We start from the raw sequence: 18,451 nt of genomic DNA on the forward strand, positions 1-18,451 counted from the left end.
CCTACAATATAGAATTTAATAAGGTATATAATAATGATAGGTCATAAACTCAGAATATCTCTGTGTGCACCGCTGTTGCTTTTTATTGCCCCCCATGCCTTTGCGGAAGAGGAAACAGATTATGAAGCGCCTTCTCAGTTTGAGAAAGCGTTTTATGATGAAGGCAAATTAAACCTCAATACCTCGTTATATATTCGTCACCGTGCAGTGAAAAGCCCGAACTCCGGGAAATACGGACTCGGTCCGGCCGGGATCCAAAACCAGACCGGGAACGTCGCGATTAGCTACATTTCTGGCTATTACAAGGATGTGATTGGTTTTGACTTCTGGGGCAATGCCAACATCAAACTCGGACATACCGTCGGACAGTCTGAAATTCTCTATTACGACTATGAATGTGGCCGGACAGGTGAGTTCAGCCCGTGTGAAAAGTCCTACATGAGTGTGTCGGTTGCGGCGCTGAAGCTGAATCTTGGCGAGGAAGGCACAAACTTTAAGCTGGCGGCGGGCTATACCCCTATCAATTCCGGTACCGTCAAAAGCAGTTGGGGTCTTAACCCTCACGCGTTCCGTGGCTTTGACAGCGCCTTAACCCTCGACAAGCTGAAACTGACCTATGCCTGGGCTGACCGATTCAAGAACGACTGGAGCCGTGATTTTAAACCGATGACCACGACCTGGCACCAGAATAACGCCGATGGTCTTAATGACAACGGCACTACCATCAAAGCCGGCAAGATCATCGATTACATTCATACGGTGGGAGTGGTCTACAACTTCAGCAATACCGTACTCGATGTGGGATATGGTGAAGGTAAAGACTATCGCCGCAACTGGCAGGCGCTGGTTGAACGTAACGACACTCTGGCGGAAGACGTCTCACTACAAAGTAAGCTCTTCTACCAGGGGGCGCGCTATATCGAAGAGTTGTCGAAGATTAAGGATCCTTCGACGGAATACTACGTAGGGATTGGTTTTAACCTGAGCCACAACAACACCGTGTGGTCTCTCGGTTACAGCCAGAACTACGCGCCACATACCGGAGATTACAACTTCCGTTTAACCCCGTGGGCGAATTCAGATAAACGTGACTATCAGCCAACGCTGTCGCAACTTGAAGACTTCAACGTGTCGGGTGCCCGAGCGATCCGTGTGGGCGTGAGCTATAACTTCGCTGACTTTAATTTGCCGGAGTTAACCCTCGGCGGCGCCGGAACCTACGGCTGGCACGTCGTCACCGATGTCAGCAAGACGGGATCGGCGAGAAAGTATGACGGGAAGATGACGTCGTTCGACCTCTCCGCACGCTATCAGGTGACCGACGGTATCGCAAAAGGGCTTTCATTTACCCTTCTACCGGCGCTGTTCCGCGCGACGGACAGTAACTATAAAACCGACCGGAACGACGTGAAGTTTATCGTCGGTTACAGCATGACGATATTTTGAGGTTATCCCCGTCTGAATAGTTAATGTCCGTTGTCCAGATGACGCTAACATTGCAAGAGACAGGTTTTGCGGTGTTGGCGTCACGCGTGGACCCGGTGCGCGAGCACAAAAGGCTGCGCGCGCCGATGCGTATTTTAAAGAAAGGGGTTTTCAGACGCTGAATTATCGTGCATGCCACACGGTATTCGTTCTCATTCATAAGAGAAGGCCGCAAAAGTGCTGCGGCCCCGGGTGTCAGGCTGCCAGCTCAGGCATTTTCTCCTTCACAAAATGTAAAACTTTCTCTGCGTCCAGCGACGCATAGGGCAAACTTTCAATCACGGCGATTGGACGCGTGTTTCCGACAATGTCATAAATCTCAGAGAGCTTGTATTGAATATGCGGCGCAATGAGGAAACCGTCGAAAGCGGGAGCGACACTGGCGAAATTATCCAGTCCCACCGCGCTAATTATGAGAGGATCGCCGCGGCTTTCTGCCAGTACATGCATTTTTTTGGCAAGTGAATTTGCCGTATTCCCGAACAAACAACATATCAGAAGCTTTTTCATGTTTTTGACCTCCTGAAAACGGTTCCTAGAATAGGGCTGGTCATGCTCAAAAAATGAGCGCTATATCTTATTTGCATCATAAATATATTCCAGCGTTGGCAGCACAAAGCGGAAGTCTCTTCCACCGTTCAGGAAGTGTTGACTACACTTAAGCGGGTCTGAGTTCCTGACGGCTTCGGGATTCATGAATCAGGCTCATAAGGCCATGCCAGTGGATATCCTTAACGTCACTTCGTCTTAACGTTATTCTGCGCTAAGCATCGGCGCGTGATGAAAACGAAGCTCACGTACTGTTTCATTTCCCTTCATGCCACATGACCCATCATCCGGAGAAATTTCATGACGCTTAATGTAAAAGGTTACGCTGCGTTTGCTGCGAAAGAAGATTTGGTTCCTCATCATTTTGTTCGCCGCGATCCGCGTGACAATGATGTGGTTATCGAGATTTTGTATAGCGGAGTCTGTCACTCGGACATTCATAATGCGTTCAACGACTGGGGCGGCGCAAAATACCCGATGGTGCCGGGTCATGAGATTATTGGTCGCATTACGCATGTGGGCAAAGCCGTGACGAAATTCCGCGTCGGCGATTACGCTGGCGTGGGGTGTATGGTTGATTCCTGTCAGCATTGCAAACCTTGCGAGCAAGGGCTGGAACAGTATTGCGAAGAAGGAAGTACGCTGACCTATAACGATATTGATCGACACGATCAGATGCCGACCTACGGTGGCTATTCCGATAAGATCGTGGTGACGGAAAAATTCGTCATCAAAATTCCCGAGACGCTGGATCTGAAAGGCGCTGCGCCGCTGCTTTGCGCCGGTATTACCACCTGGTCGCCGCTTCGCCACTGGAAGGTGGGGCCGGGCAGTCAGGTTGCGGTGGTGGGATTGGGCGGTCTGGGCCATATGGCGATTAAACTGGCGAAAGCGCTGGGCGCGGAGGTGACGTTATTCAGTCGCTCCCCAAACAAAGAAGCGGATGCCCGTCGGCTGGGCGCTGCGCATATTGTGATTTCAACCGATGAAAAGCAAATGCAGGGCGTCTACAACCAGTTTGATTTAATTATTGATACCGTTCCGTATGTTCACGATCTGAAACCCTATATTCCTACGCTGGCACTGAATGGCACCCTCGTGCTGGTGGGGTATCTGGGCGATTTGGATCCTGTGCTGAACAGTACGCCGTTGATTCTGGGGCGGAAATCAGTGGCAGGATCGGTGATCGGCGGTATCGCCGAAACGCAGGAGATGATCGATTTCTGCGCCGAGCATCAGATCACGTCGGATATTGAACTTATTACAATCCAGGATATTAATGTCGCCTTGCAGCGAATGCTGAAAAGCGATGTGAAATATCGCTTCGTGATTGATATCGCCTCGCTGAATGCGTGACCAAAATGGCGGTACACAGTACCGCCTGTTTGATTATTCACGCCGTCAATCGGCGCATCAGTCGTTGTCGGGTTTCATGGTCAATAAAGCTGGCTTCCAGTGCGTGTTCGTTACAGCGATAGAAATCCGCTTCCGTCCAGCCAAACGTCTCATGTAATAGCTGATACTCATTATTTAGCGTGGTATTGGCGACCGTACGGGCGTCTGTATTCACATTCAGCCTAATCCCCATCTCTTTCAAATCGTTAATTGGATGACTTTCCAGCGTATCGAATACGTCGCAGACCACGTTACAACTCGGGCAGATCTCAAGCAGAATGTTTTCATCCCTGAGCCGTTCAATCACCCGCGGGTCTTCAATACACCGCACGCCGTGCCCGATTCGTGATACCTGCAGGCGGGTCAACGTCTCGTCAATACTCTCTGCGCCCCGCGCCTCGCCAGCATGGGCGATAACGCCGCCGCCTGCTTCCCTGATCTTCTGAAAGGCATGAATATGATTATCCAGAGGAAAGCGGGCTTCATCCGCCGCTAAATCGAGCCCGACAACGCCGCGCCCCAGGAAATCTAACACCAGATTTGCCGTTTGTTCGCTTCCCGCGCGATTAAAATGACGTAGCGTACACAGCAGCAAATTCGCGTCGATGTTGTAGCGCAAAGAGGCGCGTTGCATCGCGGCAACCACCGTTTCGACGACCTCTTCGCTGCGTAATCCCATTTCCAGGTGCAACAATGGCGCGAAACGGATTTCAGCATAGATGACATTATCTGCCGCCAGTTGTTTAAAGAGATCCTCGACGGCCTGGGCGATCGCCGCTCTGGTTTGTAAGATTTCAATCTGGGGAGCCACTTTGCGTAAGAAATGAGCAAGATCGCCACACTTCGACGGGGCAATAAAGATCCTGGTAAAGTCATCCTGCGTGATTCCTGGGCAAACTTGTTTTATATAATGAAAGCTCAGGCAGGTATCCAGGTGAACATGAAGTTCGACCTTCTTAATATTATTCGGGGAGAATGTCATCAGAAAACCTCGCATCCATTACGACAATAAGGAATAAAGTTTTTGCTTGAACATGCCCGATTTTAGGCGGGTGATAATTCTGGCATTGACGGGCAGACCGGTCAGTTGCGTCGAATCGATAACGAAGTGTCCGTAAGATTTATCACTTTTGTATTCGATCCACGTATGAGCCTCAAAAGAGGAATCAATAATTTCCGGATACAGCGCCACGGCCATCGTGGTGGGATCGGGCAAATCAAAGCCGATTTTGTTCATACGATTCGCATTGAACGCCATTAGCGTCTTGTTGCAACGAACGGAAAATCGGCCTAACTCGCTGAGCTCATTTAAAAACACAATATCTTCCTGATTGATAAAAGCCTCGCCCATACTAATTTCCCAGCCCACCACGGTTAACGGCAGTCCCGATTCAAGCACCAGGTGTACCGCTTCGGCATCCACGTAGAAATTAAATTCCGCTAAAGGGGTGATATTGCCCGGGGTGAGCCCGGCACCGCCCATCACATAAACATGTTTTATTTTTTGCACCAGTTCAGGCTCTTTTAAAATCGCCATGGCGAGATTGGTCAAAGGACCCAGCGTGACAATTTCCAGTTGACCATCAAAGCGGGAGGCAAATTCAATGATCGCATCGACGGCATGCATTTTTTCAACTCTCAGAGAGGGCTCGGGAAGTGCCATATCACCCATCCCATCCTCACCATGAATATGGTGCGAGTAATAACGTTCCCGGAACAGAGGTTTTGTCATGCCCGCGTAAACAGGGGGAAAATAAGTATCGCTTTTCTCCACGCAGATCAGTGCATTTTTGACACACTGGGGTAAGGGGCAATTACCCGCGACGGTGGTAATCGCTTCAACCTGAATATGAGAGGCTCTTAATGCCATCAAAAGGGCTACCGCATCGTCAGAGGCGGTGTCGGTATCTATCAGAAAATGTCTCATTGCAGTCACTCCGTTGATTATGTCCAGTCACGTTAAAATGCGCAGAGTTGGCGATAACAAAAAGGACATATGTCCTTTTTGTTATCGCCGCGTTCACTTTATTGTGCTATCCCATGAAAGGGAGACAGGAAAAGGGCGGAGGGGAAGATGAAAAATGTCAGCGACAGCGCCTTAAAAGAGCGCTTTATTTTAGCGCACGGGTTATCTGCCGTACTCAACGCTTCGCTGTTAGCCGCATTGCGTCTGATTAAAATTGACGCCGGGGAATATCTGACGACGCAAAGTACGCATTTGACACATCTCTTTTTCCTGGTTGACGGTAAGCTGCAAGTCGAACGCCAGAATCCAAACGGGGCTCACGCGGTCTATTCTTTTGAAACCGCTTTTTCGGTGATCGGTGAACTCGAACTTTTCTCAACAAAACAAAGTAAAGCCCTCAGTGCCGTCCAGGCATTATCGGACTCTCTGTTACTTTCCCTTCCGGTTGAGGTAGTAAGAGAGAACGCGATGCGCGATCCTGCGTTTCTTCTTTTTATGTGTCAGAATTTAAGTCATAAATTACTTAATATTTCACTGCTGCATTCGGTTGGTGCGATTTCGGTGGAATCTAAATTGCGTCAATTCTTATTATTTAAAACGCAAAACGAAGGCGAAATGATTCAACTGGAGAACAGGGAGTCGCTCGCCGCCATGTTGGGCGTTTCTGTCAGACAACTCAATCGCGCGCTGATAAAACTTGCGCAGCAGGAGATTATCCAATACAAAAATAAGTCCCTGAGGATTATCGATCCTGTCCGCTTATCCGATTTTCCTGCCGACAAGATCTGAACCGGGACTGGGGAACGTATTCCCGAGAGGATGAGATAATACTTTCGCTGTGAAGGAAGGCTGGAAGGATATCTCAGCCAATATACACATTACGATGAGATCAACGGATGAATCTTCTTGAACTGACTCTCCTGAGTGGACAACACGACAATCATGAAACGGGCGGCAAGATCCCGTGGAATGATCCGGACTTCAGCCGCAGAATGCTGGAAAACCATTTGTCCCAGGAGCACGACTGGGCCAGTCGTAAACTCTCTGTTATCGAGCAACAGGTTGACTGGATCGCCTGTCAACTTCCCGTGGGCGCAAAGATACTTGATCTGGGATGCGGACCCGGCTTTTACACGCAACGCCTCGCACAGCGCGGGTTTGATTGCACTGGCGTTGATTTTTCTCCGGCCTCTGTTCAGTGGGCGCGGGAACAGGCGCAGCGCGCAGGGCTGGACATTGATTATCAGGAACAGGATGTCCGCGACTACCAGCCCGGCGACACTTTTGACTTCATCATGATGACCTTCGGTGAAATCAATGTCTTCAGCATTGAGGATGCGCAACGGCTGGTGGCGCGCTGTCAGGCCTGGCTGAAACCAGGAGGCTTGCTGCTGATTGAGGTGCATACGTTTGATGAAGTCAAAAGGCAGGGGACGGCACAACCGTCCTGGCAGCGCTGTTCGCAGGGGCTGTTTCTCGCCGAACCGCATCTGTTGCTGAGCGAAAATAGCTGGAATGAGGAAATGCAAACCAGCACCACGACGTTCTGGGCGCTCAAGGCCGACGCCAGCGTCGTGCATTTTTGCAGCCAGACGCGCGCCTGGCGGGACGAAGAGTATCTGCAGTTGCTGGCGCAGTGCGGTTTTCACACCATAACCCGCGTTGCCGCTGACGACTGGCCGGTCAGTGACACCTTTGCCGGGAAGCTCTATGCGCTGATGGCCCGTCGCGAAACGGCGTAAACGGCAATCTGTCCGCTTTGTTTTCAGAGAAACCTGATGCCCGATGGCTCACGCTGTCGGGCATTTTTTTAGACCGGGGAGCCTTACAATGCGGGAAGTGATTCACTATCATGCCTGAATCCCGCTACCTGTCAGGATCCGTCCATGCTTAAAGAAAACTTCAATGAACTGCAGATCTTTCTGGTTGTCGCCAGAGAGCGGAGTTTTACCAAAGCCGCTGCGAAGATTGGCGTTTCACAATCGGCCCTCAGTCATGCCATGAAAGCGCTGGAGGAGCGTTTGAATCTGCGCCTTTTGACCCGCACCACCCGCAGCGTGGCGCCAACCGCCGCGGGTGAGAGAATTATTGCCTGCCTGGAACCCCGCATTGCCGACCTTGAACAGGAACTGGAAGCACTCATTCAACTGAACGGGACGACCTCGGGTCATATCCGCTTGTCCGCCGGGGAGCACGCGACGCGCAGTTTGCTGTGGCCGAGGCTGAAGCCCTTTCTTAAGGACTGGCCGCAAATTAGCGTCGAGCTGGTGGTCGATAACGGTTTTGTGGATATCGTCGAAGGCCGTTTCGACGCCGGGGTGCGTCTGGGTGAAAGCGTCGATAAAGATATGGTCGCGGTAAAAATCGGCCCGGATATGCGCATGGCGGTGGTGGGATCGCCAGACTATTTTGCTGAGCGCCCGGTGCCAGAAACGCCGCATGAATTGCAGAATCACCGGTGTATCAATATGCGCCTGCCAACCGCGGGCGGCCTGTACCACTGGGAATTTGAGCGGGACGGCAAGCCGCTGCGCGTCAGGGTGGACGGACAGTTGACGCTAAACTTGCTCACCGAACGTATCGATGCCGCGCTGTCCGGGTTTGGCCTCACCTGCGTGCCGGAAGATTCTGTCGCAGAGTACGTCAAATCCGGCGCGCTGGTGCAGGTTTTGCAGACATGGTGCCCTGAATTTCCGGGCTACTATCTTTACTACCCCAGCCGCAAACAGCATCCGCCTGCCTTCGCACGCATGATCGAGGCATTACGCTACCCCTGAGCCGTCAGGGGAGCTGGGCGTAGGCTTCCTCACTGACCGGCTCCAGCCATTCGTTTGAGGCTCCTTGCGCGGGCACCTCGACGGCAAGATGGGCAAACCAACTGTCTGCCGCCGCGCCGTGCCAGTGTTTTACGCCGGGGGGGATATTCACGACGTCTCCGGCGACCAGCGGCTGCGCCGGTTTATTCCACTCCTGATACCAGCCGCGCCCGCCGGTCACCAGCAGAATTTGTCCGCCCTTGTGGTGAATATGCCAGTGATTGCGACAGCCGGGTTCAAATACCACGTTGCCAATGTTGACCCCCTGTGTGGACAACATATTCAGGTAACTGGTCCCCTGAAAATAGCGCGCATACGCTTCGTTTTTCGGCCCTTTCGGGAAAATGCCATTACCTTCAAATTGTGCGTTCATGATTTCTCCGGGGTTGTCAGGTTAGCGGTCAGCGCCATTACGGCGCTGGCGTTCGTCGGGACAGGAAGATTGAGACGCAGTGTAGCGTTTTCGCACCCGGCGATAATGGTCGTCAGCGGGATAGCCACTATGAATATCATTCATAAATCTCAATCAGTAAAAAAAATGACAGAAAGATACGGGGCGACCATTTTCGTGCTTTTGGTGATAATATTTAAAGGTAAAGCATTGTTTATTAATGAATTGATGAGGAATAATTTGCACGCTTTCAATGTCAATCATTATCCTTTGCGATCAAACATAAAATCTACAAAACTAGACATCTATCGAGTTTTCATCTTAAAGTCCTGATGTTGGCACTAGACAAAACTGTCTTATGGTTATCAAATGGTTAAATAATATTTCACTGGATGTGAATGATCGGCCAGATATATGAATGGTCGGCGGGTAATTCAGTGGCTACAAGCAAGACAACACACCATTTCGGGAGAAATTATGCATTCCTCTGTTAATAAAAACGAAAGCCGAACGTTCTTCGGCCATCCTTATCCGCTGGGCTCACTGTTCTTCACGGAGATGTGGGAGCGGTTTTCGTTTTACGGCATTCGTCCGTTACTGATCCTGTTCATGGCCGCGACCGTCTATGACGGCGGCATGGGACTGGCGCGTGAAAATGCGTCCGCTATCGTCGGTATTTTTGCCGGCAGCATGTACCTGGCGGCATTGCCGGGTGGCTGGCTGGCGGACAACTGGCTCGGGCAACAGCGCGCGGTGTGGTACGGCTCGATTCTGATCGCGCTCGGCCATCTGTCTATTGCCCTGTCGGCCTGGATGGGTGACAACCTGTTCTTCATCGGCCTGATGTTTATCGTGCTGGGGTCGGGTCTGTTCAAAACCTGTATCTCAGTCATGGTGGGCACGCTTTACAAGAAAGGCGACGCCCGTCGTGACGGCGGTTTCTCGCTGTTCTACATGGGCATTAACATGGGGTCATTCATCGCCCCGCTGATCTCCGGCTGGTTGATCAAATCTCACGGCTGGCACTGGGGCTTTGGTATCGGCGGGATCGGGATGCTGGTCGCGCTGGTCATCTTCCGCGTGTTTGCCGTTCCCTCCATGAAACGCTACGACAGCGAAGTGGGGCTTGATTCGACATGGAACAGCCCGGTGGCGAAGAAAAACGGCGTGGGTGGCTGGTTGCTGGCGCTGAGCGTCGGCGTCGCTATTATCGTGGCGCTGATTGCCCAGGGGGTGATCGTCATTAACCCGGTCGCCGTTGCCAGCATGTTGGTCTACGTTATTGCCGCTTCTGTGGCGCTCTACTTTATCTACCTGTTTGTGTTTGCGGGTCTGACCCGTAAAGAGCGTGCCAGACTGCTGGTCTGCTTTATTCTGCTGGTGTCTGCGGCCTTCTTCTGGTCCGCATTTGAGCAGAAACCAACCTCGTTCAACCTGTTCGCGAACGATTACACCAACCGCATGATCGGGGATTTTGAAATTCCTGCCGTCTGGTTCCAGTCGATCAACGCCCTGTTCATCATCCTGCTGGCACCGGTATTCAGCTGGGCCTGGCCAGCGCTGGCGCGCAAAAATGTGCGTCTGAGCAGTATCACCAAATTTGTTATCGGTATTTTGTGCGCGGCGGCGGGCTTTGGCCTGATGATGATGGCCGCGCAGAACGTGCTGAGCAACGGTGGGGCGGGCGTATCGCCGTTCTGGCTGGTGGGCAGCATTCTGATGCTGACGCTGGGCGAGTTGTGTCTGAGCCCGATTGGTCTGGCGACCATGACGCTGTTAGCGCCAGAAAGAATGCGGGGCCAGATGATGGGCCTGTGGTTCTGTGCCAGCGCATTGGGTAACCTGGCGGCGGGTCTGATTGGTGGGCACGTCAAGGCTGACCAACTGGATATGCTGCCCGACCTCTTCGCCCGCTGCTCCATTGCGCTGCTGATTTGTGCCGCTGTGCTTATCGTATTAATTGTTCCGGTTCGTCGGATGCTGGAAAACGCGCAGGTGAAAACTGAGCAGAAACCCGCCACCAATGGCTGATCGATAATTATCCGTCTCTCACTCCGCCGGCGTTAAATACGCCGGTTTTTTTCACAATAAGTAAACGTCCACCCTCGCCATCCTCAATAATCCATGTGATTATTTCTTATATTATTTAAGGATCTCATCGTTCGTTCTTTTTGTGGTTTAATATTCTAAATTTAAGATTATTTAAAGAGTTATGCGCTGAGCTTTCGTCATTTATCAGATTGAGCATCTGAATCACGCTTAAGACTATTTCATTTGAGAATATTATATATTGGAGAGAAAATAGCCAAATCGGAAATCATTTGTTTATTAAATGCTACTGACTGGATTATTTCAACCTTTTTAATTTAAGGGGCGTTTGTCTGTGTCTGTAAAGTCTAAAAAAACAAATATATTCTTTTAAGTAGGGAACGGCTTATTATGAAATACTCTCTGTCTTTCGGGTTTAAACCGAATAAAATCGCATTATTGTTAAGTACTATTCTTTCTGCGTCATCGCTTCCTGTTTATGCGGAAGCGGAACGCATTTCGATTACTGATTCGGTTCCTGTCGACAAACGTACCGTGCAGGTCGCCGATGGTGCTGATGTCTCTTACATTGGCGTCGGGGCGACAGGTGCCAGCGTCACGGTCAACGGTAAAATTGACATGGTCAGCCCGGCAGGCAATACCGGATCGAGCGTGTATGTTTCTGCCGGGGATCTGGATTTAGGTAAAGGTTCATCTATCGATTATTCTACGTTATCCAGTTCTGTCGCCGATGCCGTCAGAGTTTACGGTGGTAGCCTTAAGGCTGAAGATTTAACGATTAAACAGTCTGGCGTACCGACGATTGGTCTTTACGTCAATAACGCGGCGAATGTTGTGTTAACCGGCGACACCCTGTTTGATTTAACGATTACCACCCCGGTCACTGTTTCATCCAGCATTATGTCTTCAGCTATTGTCGCGTATAAAGACTCGACCCTCACCGCGGAAAACATCACCGTGAAATACGCGGATAACAAATCCCCCAGCGAAGTGGGGACGACTACCGTGGAAGCGCTGGAACTAGAGGGGCTGAGCACCAGGATCACGGGGAATGTGAATGTTGATTTGCAGTCCACCTCGGCGGTTTACCTGGAAGGGATGAACGTCAGCAGCAATGCCGATATTATGGGTACAACCCAAATCAAGATTACGACAGACGCAGCGGAAGATGGTGTTAAAGGCCTGGTGCTGGAGGATCATCGTGACTCCGTATCGCTGCCAGCCAGAGCGAATATAATCAACTTTAATGATGTCAATATTGATGTCACTGATAACGCAACGGAATACGATTTTGGCTTGATTACCGGGCTGTCGTCGTTGGGGGCACTGTCGGATATTACGATGGATAATCTTAACATTAAGGCGCGGGCGAAAGGTGATGCGACCGTCATTGGCGCACTGTTTCATGGAAGCGAAGAGGCCAGCGTCAGAATCAACAACCTGAATATCGCGGTTTCCGGGGATGATACAACCGATCTGTACGGTATTCAGGGCGTGAGTGTGGAGGACATGACCTTCAATACGCTGAATGTGCAGTCAGAGGGCGGTAACCGGGTTGAACTTGTGCGTAATGCGAATGCTAAAATCCTCGGTGATGTCACGCTGGGGAGTTTGCAGGGCGTGCAGAGTGCGCAGGGTAACTTACTCGCTATCTATGGTTCCATCGATATCAGCAACAACAATAAATTCCAGGCGTGGGGGGATATTCAGTCCGAGAGCAATCACATCGTCAATATTAACACCGGCGATAACTCCTACCTTTACGGCAAAACGAAGAAGGTATCCAGCGGCATTATCGATCTGGCATTCAACGGCAGCCACAGTCGTTGGGATATGACTGGCGACTCCAGCCTGACAAATCTGACGCTGAACAACGCGACGCTGAACTTTATGGCGCCAGTCACGAGTACCAGTCAGCTGACGCGTGCTGCCACAACGTTCAAAACCCTGACCGTGAGCGGCGATTATACCGGGACTAACGGTAACATCGTGATGAACAGCCAACTGGGCGATGATACTTCTCCAACTGACCGCCTGGTTATTGCGGGTAACACCTCCGGCACCACTAACGTGAAGGTATTGAACGCGGGTGGGGCAGGTGGTCTCACGACGGAGGGTATTGAACTGATTAGTGTAGGCGGCAACTCCGACGGTGAGTTCACACAGAGCGGGCGTATTATTGCGGGTGCGTATGATTACACCCTGCAACGTGGTGAAGGCACGCAGGCGAGAAACTGGTTCCTGAGCAGTGCGCTGTCTCCGGAACCGCCAGAGCAGCCAGATCCGGTGGTTCCGGTAACGCCTGTTGACCCGGTTGATCCCGTAGACCCGCAGGATCCGGTCGAACCACACGCTCCGGTTCAGCCGCAGTCTCCGACCCCAACGCCGCGTGAACACGCGGTGCGTCCGGAAGCCGGTCTGTACGGTATGAACCTGCAGGCGGCGAATACGATGTTCAACACCCGTTTACAGGATCGTCTGGGCGAAACGCATTATGTTGACGCACTGACCGGCGAGCAGAAGGTGACCAGCCTGTGGCTGCGTAACGTGGGCGGGCATACCCGTCAGCACGACAGCAGCGACCAGTTGAACCTGCAGGCCAACCGCTATGTCATGCAACTCGGCGGCGATATTGCGCAGTGGTCTTCCGACAACACCGACCGCTACCATCTGGGGGTGATGGCGGGCTATGCCAACCAGAAAGCCCGTGCTGAAAATCAGCGTAACGGCAACCGTGCGCGCAGCGCCATCGACGGTTACAGCGTTGGCCTGTACGGCACCTGGCTTCAGGACAACGCGACCCATGAAGGCGCGTATGTCGATACCTGGGCACAGTACAGCTGGTTTGATAACACCCTTTCCGGCGACGGTGTGGAGTCAGAAGAGTATGACGCTAAAGGTTTCACCGCCTCTGTGGAATCCGGCTACACCTGGAAACTGGCGGACATCAGCGAGCGTAACGCGCTGTACATCCAGCCTAAAGCACAGGCCACCTGGATGGGCGTGAAGGCCGACGAGCACAAAGAAGTTAACGGTACCCGCGTGGAAGGTAACGGTGATGGCAACATCCAGACCCGCGTCGGCGTGCGTCTGTTCGGCAAGGGCCACAACCCGCTCGACGACGGTAAAGACCGCACCTTCCAGCCGTTTGTGGAAGCCAACTGGATCCACAACAGCAAAGACTTTGGCGTCTCAATGAACGGTGAAAACGTGGATCTGCAAGGAGCGCGCAATATTGGCGAAGTGAAAGCCGGTGTTGAAGGCCAGTTGACGAAGAACGTCGCCCTGTGGGGTAACGTCGCTCAGCAGGTTGGCAACAATGGCTACAGCGATACCTCCGCGATGATCGGAATTAAAGCAACGTTCTGATGTGAATTGCCGGATGGCGGCTGTGCCTTATCCGGCCTACAAGTGGTAAGTGTAGGCCGGATAAGCGCCAGCACCATCCGGCAATCAATAACACTTAAATAACGACTCCTCTTCATCCCCGGTAAAGTTCGGTTGCGGCAGACAGGTGTAAGCCCCCCAGTCATCCGCACGTATGGAGACGCTACTGATGCCCTGTACTCCCCACTCGGCTGAAGAATAATGCGTCTGGTCCTTTGCCCTGTCATGGTTGTCAGGGTGAGGGAGATTACCGCGCAAAACCATTATTGATACAGATCTGCCCGCTGGTGCGCAGGGTAAAGGCGATCGTTTCGGGATATTGACGGTAATAGTTATGCTCTTCTTCCAGTCCTTTTTCCTGCGCCAGTTTTACCGTCTCCAGTGAACAAGTACGGTATATTAAATCTTTTTCCATCAGTTTCTGTTTTTCAAGTTGTTGTGCGGGAGAAAGTGCCAACCATTTATCTGAAAGCGAATAATCGAAGACCACGCGCGGACCTTTTGCCTGAATGTTTTGCGCCGTAATGTACTCATCAATTTTCACACTGGATTGGCCGCGCATTTTTTTCTTTTCTTCTGTTGCGGCATATTTTGCCAGCGCGTCACTGTCCATACCGGCGATTTTTTCCTTATAGACTGCCACATAGCCCGCTGGCTGCTGGTAATGGTTGCTGTAAGCTTTACGCATATCGCTGTCGCTCATCGTACAACCGGTGAGAATAAGTGGTAATAAAAGGAGTGATCTGTTTTTTAACATCGGATTATTCCCATTTTGCTATTTTTATAAATAGTAAATCCCATTTCTCTCTGTGTTGAATTTATTTAAAAGAGAGTGGCTGTCTTTTGTGGTAATAATCTTTTACCGCAAAGGGGATGGCGGAGGCAAATACTGACCCCTGAAACTACTTTATTTCAGGGGGGAGGGATTTAGCGATGGGTAATGCCTTCGTAGATTAGCCGTAACGCCAGCAGGCCAATAATTGCCCCGATAATTCGACTGGCGACGCGCTGTATTCTGCCGTAGCTCCGGCGCACAGCGGGCAATGAAAAGGCCTGACTCAAAAAGACGCGCCAGATAACCGAAGAGAGTACGATCCCAGCCCAGGCCATCATCCTTGCCCACATGGGCGTGTCGGCACTCAACGTGACGGAGAAGATACTGATAAAAAACAGCACGGTTTGTGGATTCGACAGATCGGTCAATAAGCCGCGACGAAAGAACACCGTCCACGGCGCGCTGACGGGTTGCTGAAGCGTCGGCATTTGCGGCGTGGCCTGGTGACGAATGCTGTTCCAGGCGAACCACAGCAGATACGCGCCGCCGCCAATTTTGATCAGCGAAAATATCGCCTCGCACTGGGTAATTAACGTCGCCATGCCGAACAGTCCCAGCCCGGAATAAACGGCATCACCTGACGCGACGCCCAGACCGGTTAATACGCCTGCGCGCCGTCCGGAGGCCAGACTGGTTTGCACGACCACAAACAGATTAGCGCCTGGGTTGAAGAAGGTTAAGACAAACAGGCCGACGGTGAGGAAAACCGCGTGCAGAGGTTCCATAAACCACATTTCCCTGAACTGGATAAAGTAACTCCATCTTATTTATCACAAAACCAGGGGGATGCGAATGGGATCACAAAGGGAGAGGCGGGGAAGAAAACCACCCGTGTCGCCACGGGTGGTAGAGAGTCAGAAACTATATTTGATGCCTAACATGCCTTGCGTATCGCTGTAGCCATTGTCGCCAATCTGCTGGGCGACGTTACCCCACAGTTGTAGGCGCTGGTTAAGCTGGCCTTCAACGCCCACTTTCAGTTCGCCAATGTTGCGGGTGCCTTTCACTTCATTGCGAATGTCATCCATCTGCACGCTGTAGTTGTGCGTGTTGTAGATCCAGTTGGCTTCGACAAACGGCTGGAAGGTGCGGTCTTTCCCGTCATCAATCGCGTTATGCCCCTGCAGGTACGCTTTGACGCCCAGGCGCGTTTGCAGATTGCCGTCGGTTTTATCCACCACTCGGGTGCCGTTTTTCTCGATGTGCGTATCGGCCTGTACGTCCATCCAGGTCAGCTGCGCTTTGGGTTGAATGTACAGCGCATTACGCTCGCTGAACTCAGCCAGTTTCCAGGTGTAGCCCGTTTCGACAGAGGCGGTGATACCGTCTGAGTCATATTTTTCAGACGCCAGTCCCTGTCCGGAAACCGTGTTGTCAAACCAGTTGTAGAGCAGCCAGCCATCAACATAAGCACCGGTTTTATCGGTGTCGTTGGCATACCAGGTGCCGTACAGACCCGCGCTGTAGCCGCTGATTTCCCCACGAGAGCTGTATCCGGTCAGGCTGGAGTGGCTGCGGCTCTTGCTGTTGGCGTAACCGGCCATCAGACCCAGATGCCAGCGATCCAGACCGTCGGTGCTCCACTGTGCAATGTCGCCGCCCAGTTGCATCACATAACGGTTGCTCTGGGTGCTTACCTGCCCGGAACGCTCTTTAAAGCGGTTATGGCCGCCGATATGGCGCATCCACAGGCTGGTGACCTTTTGTTCGCCGGTTAACGCGTCGGTATACTGCGTTTCGCCGAGGCGATCGTGGAGGCGGGTGGTAAACAGCGTATTGGCGGCAAGGGTGTTTGCCAGATAGCTGCCGGTTTCCGGGCGGTACTGGTGCGGGCCTTCCGGTGTTGGAGGCACGGGAACAACGGGGTCTTCCGGGCCGCCCGGCGGGGTGGGGGGAACCGGGTCTGGCAATGCCACACTGGTCAGAAACCAGTTCTGGTTATCCCGTTTCACAAGGTCGTAGTCATATGCGCCCGCCACGATACGGCCTTCTTTCACAAAGGTGCCGTTAGATACGCCTTCAACGTCGACAATGCGGATGCCTTCAATCGTCGAGGCACCGCTGCCGCCAGCGTTGCTGACGCTGACGCGCGTGGTGCCGTGGGTATCGCCCTTCACAATCAGCTTATCGGTCGCGGAAAGGTCGTCACCCAGCACGGTGCGTAAGGCCAGCAGGCCGTTGTTACCGGTGTAATCGCCGTTAATCGTCAACGTGGTCGGGGTAAAGGCCGCTTTCACCCGCGACGGGGAAGAGAGGATCGCTATGCCTGCCAGTTCCAGCGAGTTCAGGGTTTGCGAATAGCCATTAAGATCCAGTTGCGCACCGCTGTCCACGCGGTAATCCGATCTTGCACTCAGCGTATTTTCTACCCCTGCGCGTAGTGTGCCGTTCGCGACGTGGGTCGGACCCTGGTAGCTGTTGGCACCTGTCAGCGTGGTCGTCCCCGAGCCGAAATGGTTTACTTCGCCAACGCCTGTGATTCTGGCCGAGAGCTCAAAGTCGTCGCTGTTGTGATTAAAGTTGAGTTCTGCCGTGTTAAGACCGCTGTTGTTGCCAAGGTAGATCCACGGCAGGTCCAGCGTTCCCGCAGCCTGTTGCGCTTCTCCTTTTGCACCGCCGATATTCAGGATGCCGGTGCTGCCTTGTCCCACCGCCAGCCAGATAAAGCTACCCGAGCTGACCGTTGCGCCATTGCTGACGGTCAGAATACCGGTGGCGTCATTGACTTCAGTGCTGTTGAAGCCGCCGAGATAAATGCCCTCTGTCACATCCAGCAGCGAGTTTTCACCGTCTACCAGGGTGACGCCATAGCCATTACGACTGGTGCTGCTCGTATTGCCGACGTAGCCGATGTTCATGTGTTCGCTTAAGGAGAGGGTGCCGCCGCGGGTAATCACCAGGTTGCCGCGCCCCTGATCGCCGACCACGCTCCAGGCGGATGAGACTGACGAATTTGCGCCGTCGATAGTCACCGTTCCCTGTGCGCTTGCGGCATATTCCCCAATGCGGAGTTCATCAATGCCGCTGATTTTACTGCCGTTACTCACCAGCAGGGTTCCTGAACCATCATGGGTCCCGAGCACCAGATTCAGATTGCCCAGCGTCCAGGTTGCGCCATTTGTCAGCGTCACGCTGCCGTTCGCGCCATTACCGATCATACCGGCGGAGGTGGCGATATCCCGGCCATCGATCAGCAGGGAACCGTCAGAGTTATCACCTACCCAGAGACTGCGGAAGTTATCCCATGCGGGATCGGTATTTTCCGTCGCAGAAAGCGTAATACTCTGACCATTATTAATAATGACGGTATCATCCACACCTGTTGGTGGAGATATATTATTTTGGGCTATCGCTGTGGGTGTTAAGGCAATTGAAATAGCAATGGCTAATAGTGAACCTGGTGGATGCACCGTATTTATTTTCATATATTGACTCTTCCTTAAGATTCAAATATTACTTCGTCGCATGGGCAAAAAAGGCCAGTCCTGAATATCAGGCTATTCGTGAATTTGCTCATGCAGATAAGGTGTTGACGATTATTAATGCTATTTGTCGCAGAGGAAATGGCGTAATCGTTT

General features: G+C 52.1%; 14 protein-coding genes and 1 pseudogene. 7 read left to right on the forward strand and 8 right to left on the reverse strand.

The annotated features are described in order from the left end of the window. Positions 1 to 33: 33 nt before the first annotated feature. The gene (locus tag F384_RS01340; protein WP_046475996.1) at positions 34 to 1,446 is read left to right on the forward strand and encodes an OprD family outer membrane porin; all 1,413 of its coding nucleotides are present in this window, start codon (positions 34 to 36) and stop codon (positions 1,444 to 1,446) included. Between the two features lie 234 nt (positions 1,447 to 1,680). Here the strand turns inward: F384_RS01340 and F384_RS01345 are convergent, their stop codons facing one another. After that, entirely contained in the window at positions 1,681 to 1,995 is a 315-nt protein-coding gene (locus tag F384_RS01345; RefSeq protein WP_046475998.1) for a PTS sugar transporter subunit IIB, read from the reverse strand. Positions 1,996 to 2,334: 339 nt separating this feature from the next. On the opposite strand from F384_RS01345, the gene F384_RS01350 reads away from it, so the two are divergent. Continuing rightward, the gene (locus F384_RS01350) at positions 2,335 to 3,390 is read left to right on the forward strand and encodes an NAD(P)-dependent alcohol dehydrogenase (RefSeq protein WP_046476001.1); all 1,056 of its coding nucleotides are present in this window, start codon (positions 2,335 to 2,337) and stop codon (positions 3,388 to 3,390) included. 37 nt (positions 3,391 to 3,427) lie between these two features. On the opposite strand, the gene add is transcribed toward F384_RS01350, so the two are convergent. Together add and F384_RS01360 are read right to left on the reverse strand one after the other, a co-directional pair. Continuing rightward, positions 3,428 to 4,411: an adenosine deaminase gene (gene add, locus F384_RS01355; protein ID WP_046476004.1), complete on the reverse strand. Its 984-nt coding sequence runs from the start codon at positions 4,409 to 4,411 to the stop codon at positions 3,428 to 3,430. Positions 4,412 to 4,429: 18 nt separating this feature from the next. Next, positions 4,430 to 5,356, reverse strand: a complete 927-nt coding sequence (locus F384_RS01360) for a nucleoside hydrolase (RefSeq protein ID WP_046476006.1) — start codon at positions 5,354 to 5,356, stop codon at positions 4,430 to 4,432. Positions 5,357 to 5,503: 147 nt separating this feature from the next. On the opposite strand from F384_RS01360, the gene F384_RS01365 reads away from it, so the two are divergent. The 3 genes and pseudogenes from F384_RS01365 to F384_RS01375 all read left to right on the forward strand — a co-directional run bounded on the left by F384_RS01365 (position 5,504) and on the right by F384_RS01375 (position 8,172). Further along, a complete protein-coding gene (locus tag F384_RS01365; protein ID WP_046476009.1) occupies positions 5,504 to 6,184 on the forward strand; it encodes a Crp/Fnr family transcriptional regulator in 681 nt (226 codons plus the stop codon). 107 nt (positions 6,185 to 6,291) lie between these two features. Next, positions 6,292 to 7,125, forward strand: a pseudogene (locus tag F384_RS01370) (class I SAM-dependent methyltransferase); the annotation flags it as partial. A 156-nt stretch (positions 7,126 to 7,281) separates the two neighbouring features. Beyond that, positions 7,282 to 8,172, forward strand: coding sequence for a LysR family transcriptional regulator (locus F384_RS01375; RefSeq protein ID WP_046476014.1), 891 nt, complete (start codon positions 7,282 to 7,284; stop codon positions 8,170 to 8,172). Positions 8,173 to 8,176: 4 nt separating this feature from the next. Here F384_RS01375 and F384_RS01380 read toward each other — a convergent pair whose 3' ends face one another. Next, positions 8,177 to 8,584: a cupin domain-containing protein gene (locus F384_RS01380; protein ID WP_046476016.1), complete on the reverse strand. Its 408-nt coding sequence runs from the start codon at positions 8,582 to 8,584 to the stop codon at positions 8,177 to 8,179. Then, on the reverse strand, positions 8,581 to 8,724 hold the full coding sequence (locus tag F384_RS29735) for a hypothetical protein (RefSeq protein WP_155403968.1): 144 nt from the start codon (positions 8,722 to 8,724) through the stop codon (positions 8,581 to 8,583). Before F384_RS29735 ends, F384_RS01380 begins: the two co-directional genes overlap by 4 nt. A gap of 355 nt (positions 8,725 to 9,079) precedes the next feature. Here F384_RS29735 and F384_RS01390 point away from each other — a divergent pair, with 355 nt between their 5' ends. Both F384_RS01390 and F384_RS01395 read left to right on the forward strand, forming a co-directional pair. Next, positions 9,080 to 10,633, forward strand: a complete 1,554-nt coding sequence (locus F384_RS01390) for a peptide MFS transporter (protein WP_046476021.1) — start codon at positions 9,080 to 9,082, stop codon at positions 10,631 to 10,633. A gap of 408 nt (positions 10,634 to 11,041) precedes the next feature. Then, positions 11,042 to 14,020 carry an autotransporter outer membrane beta-barrel domain-containing protein gene (locus tag F384_RS01395; protein WP_052746869.1) on the forward strand — a complete coding sequence of 993 codons (2,979 nt, stop codon included), beginning with the start codon at positions 11,042 to 11,044 and terminating at the stop codon, positions 14,018 to 14,020. 265 nt (positions 14,021 to 14,285) lie between these two features. Here F384_RS01395 and F384_RS01400 read toward each other — a convergent pair whose 3' ends face one another. From F384_RS01400 to F384_RS01410, 3 genes are all read right to left on the reverse strand, one after another. Next, positions 14,286 to 14,741, reverse strand: a complete 456-nt coding sequence (locus F384_RS01400) for a hypothetical protein (protein WP_226991624.1) — start codon at positions 14,739 to 14,741, stop codon at positions 14,286 to 14,288. Between the two features lie 224 nt (positions 14,742 to 14,965). Then, on the reverse strand, positions 14,966 to 15,598 hold the full coding sequence (locus F384_RS01405) for a LysE family transporter (protein ID WP_046497582.1): 633 nt from the start codon (positions 15,596 to 15,598) through the stop codon (positions 14,966 to 14,968). 129 nt (positions 15,599 to 15,727) lie between these two features. Then, the gene (locus F384_RS01410; RefSeq protein WP_080949852.1) at positions 15,728 to 18,298 is read right to left on the reverse strand and encodes an autotransporter outer membrane beta-barrel domain-containing protein; all 2,571 of its coding nucleotides are present in this window, start codon (positions 18,296 to 18,298) and stop codon (positions 15,728 to 15,730) included. Between the last annotated feature and the right edge of the window lie 153 nt (positions 18,299 to 18,451).

It is taken from the genome of Citrobacter amalonaticus Y19 (assembly GCF_000981805.1).
In the GTDB taxonomy this organism is placed as follows: domain Bacteria; phylum Pseudomonadota; class Gammaproteobacteria; order Enterobacterales; family Enterobacteriaceae; genus Citrobacter_A; species Citrobacter_A amalonaticus_C.

What these genes read in the sequence shown, in the direction of transcription:
- F384_RS01340 (WP_046475996.1), top strand. Translation starts at nt 34, where the DNA reads ATGATAGGTCATAAACTCAGAATATCTCTGTGTGCACCGCTGTTGCTT.
- F384_RS01345 (WP_046475998.1), bottom strand. Translation starts at nt 1,995, where the DNA reads ATGAAAAAGCTTCTGATATGTTGTTTGTTCGGGAATACGGCAAATTCA.
- F384_RS01350 (WP_046476001.1), top strand. Translation starts at nt 2,335, where the DNA reads ATGACGCTTAATGTAAAAGGTTACGCTGCGTTTGCTGCGAAAGAAGAT.
- add (WP_046476004.1), bottom strand. Translation starts at nt 4,411, where the DNA reads ATGACATTCTCCCCGAATAATATTAAGAAGGTCGAACTTCATGTTCAC.
- F384_RS01360 (WP_046476006.1), bottom strand. Translation starts at nt 5,356, where the DNA reads ATGAGACATTTTCTGATAGATACCGACACCGCCTCTGACGATGCGGTA.
- F384_RS01365 (WP_046476009.1), top strand. Translation starts at nt 5,504, where the DNA reads ATGAAAAATGTCAGCGACAGCGCCTTAAAAGAGCGCTTTATTTTAGCG.
- F384_RS01375 (WP_046476014.1), top strand. Translation starts at nt 7,282, where the DNA reads ATGCTTAAAGAAAACTTCAATGAACTGCAGATCTTTCTGGTTGTCGCC.
- F384_RS01380 (WP_046476016.1), bottom strand. Translation starts at nt 8,584, where the DNA reads ATGAACGCACAATTTGAAGGTAATGGCATTTTCCCGAAAGGGCCGAAA.
- F384_RS29735 (WP_155403968.1), bottom strand. Translation starts at nt 8,724, where the DNA reads ATGATATTCATAGTGGCTATCCCGCTGACGACCATTATCGCCGGGTGC.
- F384_RS01390 (WP_046476021.1), top strand. Translation starts at nt 9,080, where the DNA reads ATGCATTCCTCTGTTAATAAAAACGAAAGCCGAACGTTCTTCGGCCAT.
- F384_RS01395 (WP_052746869.1), top strand. Translation starts at nt 11,042, where the DNA reads ATGAAATACTCTCTGTCTTTCGGGTTTAAACCGAATAAAATCGCATTA.
- F384_RS01400 (WP_226991624.1), bottom strand. Translation starts at nt 14,741, where the DNA reads ATGAGCGACAGCGATATGCGTAAAGCTTACAGCAACCATTACCAGCAG.
- F384_RS01405 (WP_046497582.1), bottom strand. Translation starts at nt 15,598, where the DNA reads ATGGAACCTCTGCACGCGGTTTTCCTCACCGTCGGCCTGTTTGTCTTA.
- F384_RS01410 (WP_080949852.1), bottom strand. Translation starts at nt 18,298, where the DNA reads ATGAAAATAAATACGGTGCATCCACCAGGTTCACTATTAGCCATTGCT.